Annotated in this window: 13 protein-coding genes; 8 read left to right on the top strand and 5 right to left on the bottom strand. The window is 56.3% G+C overall.

What is annotated here, in order from left to right:
• Positions 1–51: 51 nt before the first annotated feature.
• Positions 52–921: a MurR/RpiR family transcriptional regulator gene (locus tag UR289_RS07015; RefSeq protein WP_023312229.1), complete on the bottom strand. Its 870-nt coding sequence runs from the start codon at positions 919–921 to the stop codon at positions 52–54.
• 356 nt (positions 922–1,277) lie between these two features.
• Here UR289_RS07015 and zwf point away from each other — a divergent pair, with 356 nt between their 5' ends.
• From zwf to kdgA, 3 genes are all read left to right on the top strand, one after another.
• Complete coding sequence (gene zwf, locus UR289_RS07010; RefSeq protein ID WP_023312228.1) at positions 1,278–2,753, top strand: glucose-6-phosphate dehydrogenase; 1,476 nt, start codon at positions 1,278–1,280, stop codon at positions 2,751–2,753.
• Positions 2,754–2,985: 232 nt separating this feature from the next.
• Complete coding sequence (gene edd / locus UR289_RS07005; RefSeq protein ID WP_064672726.1) at positions 2,986–4,797, top strand: phosphogluconate dehydratase; 1,812 nt, start codon at positions 2,986–2,988, stop codon at positions 4,795–4,797.
• 39 nt (positions 4,798–4,836) lie between these two features.
• Entirely contained in the window at positions 4,837–5,478 is a 642-nt protein-coding gene (gene kdgA / locus UR289_RS07000) for a bifunctional 4-hydroxy-2-oxoglutarate aldolase/2-dehydro-3-deoxy-phosphogluconate aldolase (RefSeq protein ID WP_014884307.1), read from the top strand.
• A 41-nt stretch (positions 5,479–5,519) separates the two neighbouring features.
• Here kdgA and purT read toward each other — a convergent pair whose 3' ends face one another.
• Positions 5,520–6,698 carry a formate-dependent phosphoribosylglycinamide formyltransferase gene (gene purT, locus UR289_RS06995; RefSeq protein WP_033145846.1) on the bottom strand — a complete coding sequence of 393 codons (1,179 nt, stop codon included), beginning with the start codon at positions 6,696–6,698 and terminating at the stop codon, positions 5,520–5,522.
• A gap of 170 nt (positions 6,699–6,868) precedes the next feature.
• On the opposite strand from purT, the gene UR289_RS06990 reads away from it, so the two are divergent.
• Together UR289_RS06990 and ptrB are read left to right on the top strand one after the other, a co-directional pair.
• Positions 6,869–7,516, top strand: a complete 648-nt coding sequence (locus UR289_RS06990; RefSeq protein ID WP_039263650.1) for a tellurite resistance TerB family protein — start codon at positions 6,869–6,871, stop codon at positions 7,514–7,516.
• Between the two features lie 85 nt (positions 7,517–7,601).
• Positions 7,602–9,662 (top strand): oligopeptidase B, encoded by a 2,061-nt coding sequence (ptrB, locus tag UR289_RS06985; protein WP_320709556.1) that lies wholly within the window; start codon positions 7,602–7,604, stop codon positions 9,660–9,662.
• Here the strand turns inward: ptrB and exoX are convergent.
• From exoX to UR289_RS06970, 3 genes are all read right to left on the bottom strand, one after another.
• Positions 9,659–10,321 carry an exodeoxyribonuclease X gene (gene exoX, locus UR289_RS06980; RefSeq protein ID WP_193139478.1) on the bottom strand — a complete coding sequence of 221 codons (663 nt, stop codon included), beginning with the start codon at positions 10,319–10,321 and terminating at the stop codon, positions 9,659–9,661. The genes ptrB and exoX overlap by 4 nt on opposite strands.
• Positions 10,322–10,345: 24 nt before the next feature.
• Positions 10,346–10,996, bottom strand: coding sequence for a carbon-nitrogen hydrolase family protein (locus tag UR289_RS06975; protein ID WP_320709553.1), 651 nt, complete (start codon positions 10,994–10,996; stop codon positions 10,346–10,348).
• Positions 10,997–11,106: 110 nt separating this feature from the next.
• A complete protein-coding gene (locus UR289_RS06970; protein ID WP_008500465.1) occupies positions 11,107–11,337 on the bottom strand; it encodes a DNA polymerase III subunit theta in 231 nt (76 codons plus the stop codon).
• A gap of 136 nt (positions 11,338–11,473) precedes the next feature.
• Here UR289_RS06970 and yobA point away from each other — a divergent pair, with 136 nt between their 5' ends.
• From yobA to UR289_RS06955, 3 genes are read left to right on the top strand one after another with little or no spacing between them, the layout of a single operon-like run.
• A complete protein-coding gene (gene yobA / locus UR289_RS06965; RefSeq protein WP_213729597.1) occupies positions 11,474–11,845 on the top strand; it encodes a CopC domain-containing protein YobA in 372 nt (123 codons plus the stop codon).
• Between the two features lies 1 nt (position 11,846).
• Positions 11,847–12,716 (top strand): copper homeostasis membrane protein CopD, encoded by an 870-nt coding sequence (gene copD, locus UR289_RS06960; protein ID WP_320709551.1) that lies wholly within the window; start codon positions 11,847–11,849, stop codon positions 12,714–12,716.
• A 16-nt stretch (positions 12,717–12,732) separates the two neighbouring features.
• Complete coding sequence (locus UR289_RS06955) at positions 12,733–13,071, top strand: YebY family protein (protein WP_320709549.1); 339 nt, start codon at positions 12,733–12,735, stop codon at positions 13,069–13,071.
• Positions 13,072–13,443 lie beyond the last annotated feature (372 nt).

Below are 13,443 nucleotides of genomic sequence, written 5' to 3'. Positions count from 1 at the left end.
TGCCGTAAATCGTTACATCGTAATTATTGGTTACGTCTTCGTTATCAACTATCAGGGAACATCGCTCTTTATAAGCAATTCTTTATCAAAACGCGATTCCTTCAGCGCTTCCTTGACCCGCTTCAAGTTATCCCGGAATTTTGCGCCCCGACGTAAGGTAAAACCGGTTGCCAGCACGTCAATCACGGTGAGCTGCGCCAGTCGGGAAACCATCGGCATATAAATGTCGGTGTCTTCCGGCACGTCGAGGGTGATCGCCAGCGTCGCCTCACGGGCCAGCGGCGTGCCTGCCGTGGTGAGGGCAATCACCATGGCATCGTTTTCACGGGCCAGCTGCGCCAGCTCTACCTGACTCTTGGTGCGGCCGGTGTGCGAAATCAGTACCACGACGTCATCTTCACTGCAATTCATACAGCTCATGCGTTGCAGCACAATGTCATCGGAATAAATAACCGGGACGTTAAAGCGGAAAAATTTGTTCATGGCGTCATGCGCCACGGCCGCCGACGACCCGAGACCAAAGAACGCAATCCGCTTGGCCTGGGTGAGCAAATCCACCGCGCGATTCACGGAACTCATGTCCAGCGACTGGCGGACGTGGTCAAGCGAAGCCATAGCCGATTCAAAAATTTTCGCGGTATAGGCATCAACGCTGTCGTCTTCATCCACATTACGATTAACATATGGGGTGCCGTTAGCCAGACTTTGTGCCAGATGCAGTTTAAAATCAGGAAAGCCGCGCGTTTCGAGGCTGCGGCAAAAGCGATTGACCGTCGGTTCGCTAACACCCGCTTCCTGTGCCAGAGCGGCGATGCTTGAATGAATCGCCTGAGCGGGGGAGGCGAGAATGACCTCGGCCACTTTTCGCTCGGATTTGCTAAGGTGTTCCAGTTGAAACTGGATTTTTTCCAGCATGTTCATGTTAACAGGACGCTCATGGGTGTAAACGATTTCATAAATTGATGAAATCGTGATTCGATTTAGCCGATATTACCCTTGTGGCTTCCATTAAGGGTAACAATCGACAAGATAATGTTGTTGTTTTTTTTCATTACTTGATCGGTGTCGGGTTTTGCTGTGACCCTGTTGCGCAAAGAAACGACGGTTGTTGCGTCATTGCGCCGTCGTAATCCTCCAAAGGGGGAAAAATCGCGTTATCGCACGCGACGATAAGCGCTAATGGTTTCGGGAATGACGTAAAAGCAGTACAGTGCATTGTAATAAAATTACAACGATACCTGGCAGAAGTACCAGGTGATCCAACTGAGGAGAATGACATGGCGGTAACGCAAACAGCCCAGGCATGTGACCTGGTCATTTTCGGCGCGAAAGGCGATCTTGCACGCCGAAAATTGCTGCCTTCCCTGTATCAACTGGAGAAAGCGGGCCAAATTCATCCGGATACCCGTATCCTGGGTGTTGGGCGCGCAGACTGGGATAAGGACGCTTATACCAAAGTCGTCCGCGAGGCGCTCGAAACTTTCATGAAGGAAAAAATTGATGAAAGTTTGTGGGATACCCTGAGTGGACGCCTCGATTTCTGCAACCTGGACGTCAACGACGTCAGCGCGTTTACCCGCTTAGGCGCGATGCTGGATCAGAAAAACCGTGTCACCATTAACTATTTCGCCATGCCGCCAAGCACCTTCGGCGCCATCTGCAAAGGTCTGGGTGAAGCCAAACTGAACGCCAAACCGGCGCGCGTCGTGATGGAGAAGCCGCTGGGTACGTCGCTGGCAACCTCGCGTGAAATCAACGACCAGGTGGGCGAGTTCTTTGAAGAGTGCCAGGTCTACCGTATCGACCACTATCTCGGTAAAGAGACGGTACTGAACCTGCTGGCGCTGCGTTTCGCTAACTCCCTGTTTGTGAATAACTGGGACAACCGCACTATCGACCACGTGGAAATCACCGTGGCGGAAGAGGTGGGGATTGAAGGTCGCTGGGGTTACTTTGACCAGGCCGGTCAGATGCGCGACATGATCCAGAACCACCTGCTGCAAATTCTGTGCATGATTGCCATGTCTCCACCGTCTGACCTGACGGCTGACAGCATCCGTGACGCAAAAGTGAAAGTGCTGAAGTCATTGCGCCGCATCGATCGCTCCAACGTGCGTGAGAAGACCGTCCGCGGCCAGTACACCGCCGGGTTTGCGCAAGGCAAAAAAGTGCCGGGCTACCTGGAAGAAGAGGGCGCGAACAAGTCCAGCAACACCGAGACGTTCGTGGCGATCCGCGTGGATATCGACGACTGGCGCTGGGCGGGCGTTCCGTTCTACCTGCGCACCGGTAAACGTCTGCCGGCCAAATGTTCCGAAGTGGTGGTTTACTTCAAAAACCCGGAACTGAACCTGTTCAAAGAGTCCTGGCAGGAACTGCCGCAGAACAAACTGACCATTCGACTGCAGCCGGACGAAGGGGTGGATATCCAGATCCTGAACAAAGTGCCGGGGCTGGATCATAAACACAACCTGCAGACCACCAAGCTGGATCTGAGCTACTCCGAAACCTTTAACCAGACGCACCTGGCCGATGCTTACGAGCGTCTGCTGCTGGAAACCATGCGCGGTATCCAGGCGCTGTTCGTGCGTCGCGACGAAGTGGAAGAGGCGTGGAAATGGGTCGACTCCATCACCGAAGCCTGGGCGGCCGATCAGGATGCGCCAAAACCGTATCAGGCGGGTACATGGGGACCTGTCGCGTCGGTGGCGATGATCACCCGCGATGGCCGCTCCTGGAACGAGTTTGAGTAAGATAATCCTCTAGCTCGAAAGTGTTATTTTACCGGTAACATGATCTAACACAGCTAGTGGCACAATTTTCAACTTTTAAGCTCCGCGTGGATTCACCCGCGGAGCTTTTTTTATTACACTGCCGGAAGTGATTTTGCCCCAGAGCTCCGGACAGCAAGCGTTTCAGCGTTGTTAACAACTGCCAGCGACTTTGTAAACTCCCGAGCCGGACAGATAATTTAGAGGAGCTTTTATGAATCCGACATTGTTACGCGTAACACAACGCATTATCGAGCGCTCGAAAGAGACCCGTTCGGCCTACCTCGCCCGGATTGAACAGGCAAAGAGCAGCACCGTCCACCGATCTCAGCTGGCCTGCGGGAACCTGGCGCACGGCTTCGCCGCCTGCCAGCCTGATGATAAAGCGTCGCTGAAAAGCATGTTGCGTAACAATATCGCCATCATTACCTCCTATAACGATATGCTTTCCGCACACCAGCCGTATGAGGTCTATCCCGCTATCATCCGTAACGCGCTGCACAGCGTAAATGCGGTGGGCCAGGTGGCGGGCGGCGTACCTGCCATGTGCGACGGCGTGACGCAGGGGCAGGACGGCATGGAGCTGTCCCTGCTGAGCCGCGAAGTGATTGCCATGTCTGCCGCGGTGGGGCTGTCACACAATATGTTCGATGGCGCGCTGTACCTCGGCGTGTGCGACAAGATTGTCCCGGGCCTGGTGATGGCGGCGCTGTCGTTTGGCCACCTGCCTGCGATCTTCGTGCCGTCAGGCCCAATGGCGAGCGGTCTGCCGAACAAAGAAAAAGTGCGTATCCGCCAGCTGTACGCGGAAGGGAAAGCAGACCGTCAGGCGCTCCTGGAGGCGGAAGCCGCGTCCTATCATGCGCCGGGGACCTGTACGTTCTACGGTACGGCTAACACTAACCAGATGGTCGTGGAATTTATGGGAATGCAGCTTCCGGGCTCGTCCTTCATCCAGCCGGATGCGCCGCTGCGCAAGGCACTGACCGAGGCCGCGGCCCGTCAGGTCACGCGTCTGACCGGCAACGGCAACGAATGGATGCCGATGGGCAAAATGGTCGACGAAAAAGTCATCGTCAACGGAATTGTCGCGCTGCTGGCAACCGGGGGGTCAACCAACCACACCATGCACCTGGTGGCCATGGCGCGTGCGGCGGGCATTCTGATTAACTGGGATGACTTCTCCGAGATCTCTTCCGTGGTGCCGCTGATGGCGCGCCTGTACCCGAACGGTCCGGCGGATATTAACCACTTCCAGGCCGCAGGCGGCGTACCGCTGCTGATGCGCGAGCTGCTGAAAGGCGGACTGCTGCATGAAGACGTGAATACCGTGGCGGGCTTTGGCCTTCAGCGCTACACCCAGGAGCCGTGGCTGAACAACGGCGAGCTGGACTGGCGTGAAGGGGCGAGCGCGTCCCTTGATGCGCAGGTGATTGCCACAATCGACAAACCGTTCTCTCCTCATGGCGGCACCAAAGTGCTGAGCGGCAACCTCGGTCGTGCGGTAATGAAGACCTCTGCCGTACCGGAAGAGAACCAGGTTATCGAAGCGCCGGCGGTGGTATTTGAAAGCCAGCACGACGTATTACCGGCCTTTGACGCCGGTCTGCTCGATAAAGACTGCGTGGTGGTGGTGCGTCACCAGGGGCCTAAAGCCAACGGGATGCCAGAATTACATAAACTTATGCCACCACTTGGTGTATTATTGGACCGCCGTTTCAAAATTGCGCTAGTCACCGATGGACGCCTCTCCGGGGCATCCGGTAAAGTGCCTTCAGCCATCCACGTGACGCCGGAAGCCTACGATGGTGGTCTGCTGGCGAAAGTACGCGACGGTGACATGATCCGCGTGAACGGTCAGACGGGCGAGTTAACCCTGCTGGTGGATGAAGCCGAGCTGGCGGCACGTCAGCCTCATATTCCTGACCTGAGCGCATCGCGCGTGGGGACCGGACGCGAAATGTTCAGCGCGCTGCGTGAGAAACTCTCCGGTGCGGAGCAGGGCGCAACCTGTATTACGTTTTAAGACGACTTGATTTTAACGATCTGGCGAGAGAAAACTCTGATGAAAAACTGGAAAACAAGTGCAGAAGCAATCCTGACCACTGGCCCTGTCGTGCCGGTTATCGTGGTAAACAAGCTGGAGCACGCTGTACCGATGGCGAAAGCGCTGGTTGCGGGTGGCGTTCGCGTTCTGGAAGTGACCCTGCGCACCGCCTGCGCGATGGATGCTATCCGCGCTATCGCGAAAGAAGTGCCGGACGCCATCATCGGTGCGGGCACCGTTCTCAACGCGCAGCAGCTGGCGGAAGTGACCGAAGCGGGCGCGCAGTTCGCCATCAGCCCTGGCCTGACCGAGCCGCTGCTGAAAGCCGCCACGGAAGGTACTATTCCGCTGATCCCTGGCATCAGCACCGTCTCTGAACTGATGCTGGGCATGGACTACGGTCTGAAAGAGTTCAAATTCTTCCCGGCCGAAGCGAACGGCGGCACCAAAGCGCTGCAGGCGATTGCGGGCCCCTTCTCTCAGGTACGCTTCTGCCCGACGGGCGGTATCTCTCCTGCCAACTACCGTGACTACCTGGCGCTGAAAAGCGTGCTGTGCATCGGCGGTTCATGGCTGGTTCCGGCGGATGCGCTGGAAGCGGGCGACTGGGATCGCATTACCAAACTGGCTCGCGAAGCGGTTGAAGGCGCGAAGCAGTAAGCCATTCGCCATATGAAAAACGGGCCTTCTGGCCCGTTTTTTTATCCTGCAACCTTGACGCTCGCAGCGGCCGCTTTCGCTCTCGCCACGGCGTCGTCAACGTTATCCCCGGTGGCTAAGGCCACGCCAAGACGACGAGTTCCGTCGATCTCCGGCTTGCCGAACAAACGTACCTGCAATCCAGCGCCCACCGCCCCGTCGACGTTATCAAACGTGACGTTCTGGCTGGTTAACTGCGGCAGGATCACCGCCGAGGCGGCAGGGCCATACTGACGAACACCGCCGACGGGCAGGCCGAGGAAGGCGCGCACGTGCAGGGCGAACTCGGAGAGATCCTGCGAAATCAGCGTGACCATGCCGGTGTCATGCGGGCGAGGGGAGACTTCGCTGAAAATCACCTCATCACCGCATACAAACAGCTCCACGCCGAACAGGCCATAGCCGCCCAGCGCCAGGACGGTTTTACGGGCGATCTCCTGAGCACGCTCCAGCGCCAGGGTGCTCATCTGCTGCGGCTGCCAGGATTCGCGATAATCGCCATCTTCCTGACGGTGACCAATCGGGTCGCAGAAATGGACGCCGTCAACGGCGCTGACGGTCAGCAGGGTGATTTCGAAATCAAACTTCACGACGCCTTCGACGATCACGCGACCGGCTCCGGCACGGCCGCCCTGCTGGGCATAATCCCACGCGTTATCCAGAGTGCCGCTGTCGCGAATAAAGCTCTGTCCTTTTCCGGAGGAGCTCATCACCGGCTTAACGATGCACGGGTAGCCAATCTCCTCAACGGCCTGCAGGAACGCGGCTTTATCGCCAGCAAAACGGTAGCTCGAGGTGGGCAATCCCAGCTCTTCCGCCGCCAGGCGACGAATACCTTCGCGGTTCATGGTCAGCTTTGCGGCTTTCGCGCAGGGCACCACGCGCTGGCCTTCCTGCTCCAGGGCGATCAGCGTATCGGTGGCAATGGCCTCAATTTCCGGCACGACAAAATCGGGTTTTTCGCGCGTAATCAGCTCGCGAAGGGCATCGCCATCCAGCATGTTAATCACATAAGAACGATGGGCGACGTGCATGGCGGGTGCGTCGGCGTAACGGTCTACGGCAATGACTTCCACACCTAAACGCTGGCACTCAATGGCGACCTCTTTCCCCAGCTCGCCCGATCCCAACAGCATCACTCGCGTCGCCGCAGGCCGCAGCGCAGTTCCTAAACGAATCATAACAATCCCCCTGAAAAAGTTGCGCGCAGTATAAACGAAAACGTTTGCGTCTGTCTCGTGCACGGCTAAGCGAGGGGACAGAAATTTGCGCTTCTTTAGCCCGACCAGACATTTCCTGACGCCTGCTCGCTTACGCTGTGAAACATGTTCACCGTTAAGTGAGGGAAACCATGTCTGGCTGGTTAAATCAATTGCAATCCCTGTTAGGGCAGAAAACATCGTCTGGCGAGCGGGACCTCAGCAAACTGCTGGTACCCGGAGCGCTCGGCGGGCTGGCAGGCCTGCTGGTCGCGAATAAATCCTCACGCAAGCTGCTGGCAAAGTATGGTACAGGCGCGCTGCTGGCCGGCGGCGGCGCCATCGCGGGCACCGTGCTGTGGAATAAATACAAGGACAGAATACGGACCGCGCACAGCGATGAACCGCATTACGGCGAGCACACCTCGCCGCTGGATCTGCGTACTGAACGGCTCATTCTTGCGCTGGTTTTTGCCGCGAAAAGCGACGGGCATATTGACGATAAGGAACGAGCGGCGATCGAGCAGCAGCTGCGCGAGGCCGGCGTTGAAGAGAAGGGAAGAGTGCTGGTGGCGCAGGCGATTGAACAGCCGCTCGAGCCGCAGCGTCTTGCGCAAAGTGTGAAAAATGAGGAAGAGGCGCTGGAGCTCTATTTCCTCAGCTGCGCAGCCATCGATATCGATCATTTTATGGAGCGGAGCTACCTTAACGCCCTGGGCGATGCGTTAAAGATCCCTCAGGACGTGCGCGAGGGCATTGAGCGGGATATCCGGGAGCAAAAACAGGCGTTACAGGGATAGTCGTCGCCGTCGCGACGCTGTTTCGCTTGCATCATGCGTGGGTTTTGCCAACCTTATAGGGTGTAAAACTTAAAAGAATGATGACATGCCACCGAAAGCCCGACGTACTCCTTATGCGATCACCACGCATGGCGATACGCGTATAGACAACTATTACTGGCTGAGGGACGATTCGCGCTCCCGGCCAGAGGTACTCGACTACCTGCACGAGGAAAACGACTATGGCCGCAAGGTCATGTCCAGCCAGCAGACGCTTCAGGACCAGCTCCTGAATGAAATGGTGCAGCGTATTCCCCAGCGCGATATCTCCGCGCCCTGGACCAAAAACGGCTATCGCTATCGCCATATTTACGAGCCCGGCAATGAGTATCCCATCTACCAGCGTCAGTCGGTGTTAAGCGCCGAATGGGATGAGTGGGATATTCTGCTGGATGCCAACCAGCGCGCCGCCCACAGCGAGTTTTATACCCTGGGCGGCATGTCCATTTCCCCTGACAACGCGGTGATGGCGCTGGCGGAGGATTATCTCTCCCGCCGCCAGTACGGCCTGCGGTTTCGCAATCTGGAGACCGGCAACTGGTATCCGGAAATGCTGGAAAACGTCTCCCCGGATTTTGTCTGGGCGAATGATTCCGAGACGGTTTATTACGTCAAAAAGCACGCGTCGACGCTGCTGCCTTACCAGGTGTGGCGACATACCGTGGGAACAGACTCCGCTGACGACGAGCTGGTTTATGAAGAGAAAGACGAAACGTTCTATGTCAGCCTGCATAAAACCTCCTCGCGCCACTATGTGATTATCTTCCTTGCCAGCGCGACGACGTCTGAAGTTCTGCTGCTGGATGCCGAACTGCCCGATGCCCAGCCGCTCTGTTTCCTGCCGCGCCGTAAGGATCACGAGTACAGCCTGGATCACTTCCAGCACAGCTTTTATTTGCGCTCCAATCGCGAGGGCAAAAACTTTGGTCTCTATAAAACCAAAGTGCGCGATGAGCGCAAGTGGGAGGTGCTTATCCCCGCGCGGGATCAGGTGATGCTGGAAGGGTTCACCCTGTTTACCGACTGGCTGGTGGTGGAAGAGCGTCAGCGCGGGCTGACCAGTATCCGGCAAATCAACCGTAAAACCCGGGAAGTGGTGGGGATTGCGTTTGATGACCCGGCCTACGTGACGTGGATTGGGTTCAACCCTGAACCCGAATCGTCGCGGTTGCGCTACGGCTACTCCTCCATGACCACGCCGGACACCCTGTTTGAGCTGGATATGGATACCGGGCAGCGCCAGGTGATTAAACAGACCGAGGTAAAAGGGTTTGAGTCCGAAAACTACCGCAGCGAGCACCTGTGGGTCACCGCCCGTGATGGCGTGGAGGTGCCGGTCTCTCTTGTTTACCATCGGGCTCATTTCCAGAAAGGCAAAAACCCGATTCTGGTGTACGGCTACGGCTCGTATGGCTCAAGCATGGACGCCGATTTCAGCAGCAGCCGGCTAAGCCTGCTCGATCGCGGTTTTGTTTTCGCCATCGCCCATATTCGCGGCGGCGGTGAGCTGGGCCAGCACTGGTATGAAGACGGGAAATTCCTGAAAAAGAAAAACACCTTCAATGACTACCTCGACGTCTGCGATGCGCTGATTGAGCAGGGATACGGCGATCCGCAGCTCTGCTTTGGGATGGGGGGCAGCGCGGGCGGCATGCTGATGGGGGCGGCGATCAACCAGCGTCCCGACCGCTTTAAGGGGATTGTCGCACAGGTTCCGTTTGTCGATGTGGCCACGACCATGCTCGATGAATCCATTCCCCTTACTACCGGGGAATTTGAGGAGTGGGGGAATCCGCAGGATGAGATGTACTACCGCTATATGAAAGAGTACAGCCCGTACGATAACGTTGAGGCGAAAGCCTACCCGCATATGCTGGTCACCACCGGTTTGCATGATTCTCAGGTGCAATACTGGGAGCCGGCAAAATGGGTGGCAAAACTGCGTGAGCTGAAAACCGATGACAATCTGCTGCTGCTGTGTACCGATATGGATTCCGGACACGGGGGGAAATCGGGGCGATTTAAATCGTACGAAGGGGTTGCGCTGGAATATGCCTTTTTAATAGGCCTGGCGCAGGACACGCTGCCAGGCCGTGCGGAGCGTTAAGCGTCGCCCAGATAATGTTTCAGCGTTAAGCGCAGTTCCGGGCTCATTCTGTCGAGGTTGTTATACAGCCAGCGCAAATAGCCCGGGTCTTTATTCGCCACCTCGGACACCGGCTTCCCGCGATATTTACCAAAGGTAAACGTGGTCAGCAGCGCGGGACGTCCTGTGATCGTCGCCATGTCATCCGGCGTCCAGCCAGAGATATTCATAATATCAATCAGCAACGCGGCGGTGATATAGCAGTCATACAGGGCGCGGTGATGGTGAAGCCCCTCAGGGGTACGGACGCTTAGCTTACGGGACTTGTACAGCGCCATGTTGCTGTATTTAATCCCCGGCCAGAGGCGACGCGCCAGCTTCATGGTACAAATCCATTCGCCCGGCATCTCAGGTAACACCCGGCGGTCAAAGCTGGCGTTATGCGCGACGTACCACGGGCTACCGTAGTAGTGCGGAATGATCTCTTCGATCCACGGCTTATCCGCCACCATCGATTCGGTAATGCGATGGATAGCCATCGCCTGAGGGCTGATGGGGCGATCGGGACGCACCAGATGGCTCATTGGGTTGACGATTTTACCATCAACCACGTCGACAGAGGCCACTTCCACTATTCCGCCCTGAAGATCGCAAGTTTCGGTATCGATGACGCGCAGCATTGAAAACTCCTGAGCTTAAAACGCCTAGCCTAAAGGAATGATATCGCCTTGCCAACCCTCTCCGCCGAGCGTGCCGGTCACCAGAAGCTCTCCCTTATCCGCGCGCACGATCAGCTGGCCTTTTTCATCCCACAGCGCGCTGCCGCCGCAGGCGTTCGCCATCAGCACCGCAATGGCATATTTATGCGCGAAGCGCTGCAGGTTACTGATGGACTGCCGCCAGCGATTATCCCCCACCGACTGGCAGCTGGTAACAAGCGTTGCCCGGGGATCGAGATTGGGCGAATCGGGATGTGCATCAAGGATGGTAAGGTGTTTATCCCCCGGCACGAGGCTGGCACCGCGCCCTTGCGGATAGCGCAAAATGCGATGGCGAGCGGGCGAAAACAGCACAAGGCCTTTCTGGCGCTGGCCATTCTGCTCCAGGGGGAGCCCGGCAATAACGGTGATCTGGTGTTGATGTGCCGCGTTGAGCAGCGGCTCCAGCTGCGCGTCATCGGGCGGGGGAGGTAACGTGGGCGAGCCTGAGCCCGTTAATGAGAGTTCAGGGAAAACCAGCAGATCGCACCGCTGCCGTGCTGCTTCGGCGATGAAGCGCAGGTGGTGCGTAACATGGTGATCTACAGTTTGATGCAGCCCGCCATACTGGGCTGCCGCTATATTCCAATGTGACATCGTGACTTCCTTATACACTGAGTCGCAAAGATTTAAGAATACACCTAAAATAATCAGGGTTTTCTTATCCTGCCAGATTCCGCGTAAGGAAATGTAACGACTCGTTAAGCTTATTTAACTTTAGGCTCGTACGGTAAACGAGAGAGGTTGACCGAGGCGAGGCGGTGGGCGATGAGTCTTTCGCGAAACCAGTCGCGCAGATGGGCGGGCTGTTCCCGTTCCACGACTTCAGCCACGACGGGCATGTTGTAACGCTCTTTGAACGCGACGCCAGCGGCAGCGAGATCGACATTCACTTTATCCATCTCGTCCTGCGGAAGGGCGGCCAGATTGATCTTCATTACCTTCTCCTTTTTATGCGGCGGCAACGTTACCGCGATTGCACGACGATGACAAGCGGAGGCAGGATGATCCTCGACTCGTTTATTATACAGCGTTATTCTTTAGCATACAGACATAACAAAAAGGAATGATAGGATGGGTTTCTCCGCTTCCCGCGCGGTCTGCGCACTGGTTTTTGTGGCCTCGACAATGATGACGCCTTCCGTGCTGGCACATGCACATCTTAAACAGCAGATCCCGGCAGCAGACAGCGTGGTGACCGCACCGCAGGCACTTACGCTGAATTTTTCAGAAGGTATCGAACCTGGATTTAGCGGTGTAGTGGTAACGGATGCGCAAAAGCAGATCGTCAAAACGGGAACCGCTACGCGCGACGAAAAGAACAAAGCTCAGCTTACCGTGCCGCTGGAACAAACGCTGGCATCAGGGACTTACCAGGTGGACTGGCATGTGGTCTCCGTGGATGGCCATAAAACCAAAGGCAGCTATCACTTTAGCGTGAAATAGCATGCTGGCGCTGTGTTATATCGGGCTACGCTTTATCCATTTCGGGGCGCTGATGCTGGTGTTTGGCAATGCGCTTTACAGCGTCTGGTTTGCGCCTTACTCTCTCCACCGTCTGCTGTCCCGGCGTTTTCAGTCGCAGCAGAAAGTGGCGGCCTTAGTGAGCCTGGCGGCAGCAGTCCTGATGTTTGTGCTGCAGGGTGGATTGATGGGCAACGGCTGGGGAGATGTATTTGCGCCACAGATCTGGTTCAGCGTGATGGGAACCCGGTTTGGCGGCGTCTGGCTGTGGCAAATAATTCTCGCTGCGCTGACGGTCAGTGCGGCATGGCTCGCGCCGCTGAAAGGTTCGCGTCTGCTGCTGCTCGCAATGGGCCAGCTTATCCTGCTGGCTGGGGTAGGGCATGCGGCGATGAACGACGGTCCGACGGGGGCGCTGCAGCGTCTTAATTATGCTTTTCACCTGATATGTGCCGCCACCTGGCTTGGCGGATTACTGCCCCTGCTGTTCTGCATGCGTCTGGCGAAAGGGCGCTGGCAGAATGCCGCCATCTTTACCATGATGCGCTTCTCGCGCGTGGGGCATTACGCCGTTGCGGGCGTCCTGCTCTCCGGGGTGATAAATGCGCTCATGATACTGGGCCTCGATATTCCCTGGCAGGCTGGCTACGTGCGGTTTTTGTTGTTCAAATGTGCGCTGGTGGCGTTGATGGTGGTAATTGCGCTGGCAAATCGGTATTTTCTGGTGCCACGGTTTCGTCCGGAGAGCGGGCGAGCACAACAGATTTTTATCAGGATGACACAGGCAGAAGTGGTGCTGGGAGCGCTGGTGCTGGCAACGGTCAGTCTGTTCGCCACCTGGGAACCCTTCTGACAAGGTTAAATATCATATGAAAAAGACAGTAATTTCTCTCATATTGCTGGCCTGTACGGGTAGCGCGCTTGCCGCACCGCAGGTTATCACCGTGAGTCGTTTTGAAGTGGGTAAGGACAAATGGGCGTTCAATCGCGAAGAGGTGATGCTGACCTGCCGTCCAGGTCATGCGCTGTATGCCATCAACCCGAGCACGCTGGTGCAATACCCGCTGAATGACACCGCAGAGCAGCAGGTAGCCAGCGGCAAGAGCAGCGGCCAGCCGATTAGCATTATTCAGATCGATGACCCGGCGCATCCGGGACAAAAAATGAGTCTGGCGCCGTTTATCGAGCGCGCCGACAAGCTCTGCTAACGTTCGGGTTTCCAATAAAAAACCGCAGATGCTTGCGAAAGCACTGCGGTTTTTCACTTTTAATGATGCTCTGGCGCTTTTTTTCCGACCGCTTTTGCTGTGGACTGGAAAACCTGGCGTCGTCATCTATTCTTAAAAGGCAAGGCGACTTAGCCTGCATTAATGCCAACTTTTAGCGCACGGCTCTCTCCCAAGAGCCATTTCCCTGGACCGAATACAGGAATCGTATTCGGTCTCTTTTTATCTGTATGTTTTTCAAAGTGTTGTTCGGTGTTGATTCTAAATCACCCGAAACTTTCTCGAACATTCCATATCCTGTCTAAACCATAACATACTCAGGACCGCGTGCGTCCAGGGTTTTTTGGGATCTTT

This window comes from Enterobacter sp. 302C9 (assembly GCF_034106085.1).
Taxonomy (GTDB): domain Bacteria; phylum Pseudomonadota; class Gammaproteobacteria; order Enterobacterales; family Enterobacteriaceae; genus Enterobacter; species Enterobacter asburiae_B.
The sequence above is the reverse complement of the archived record's forward strand: the minus strand, read 5'-3'. Positions and strand labels throughout refer to the sequence as shown.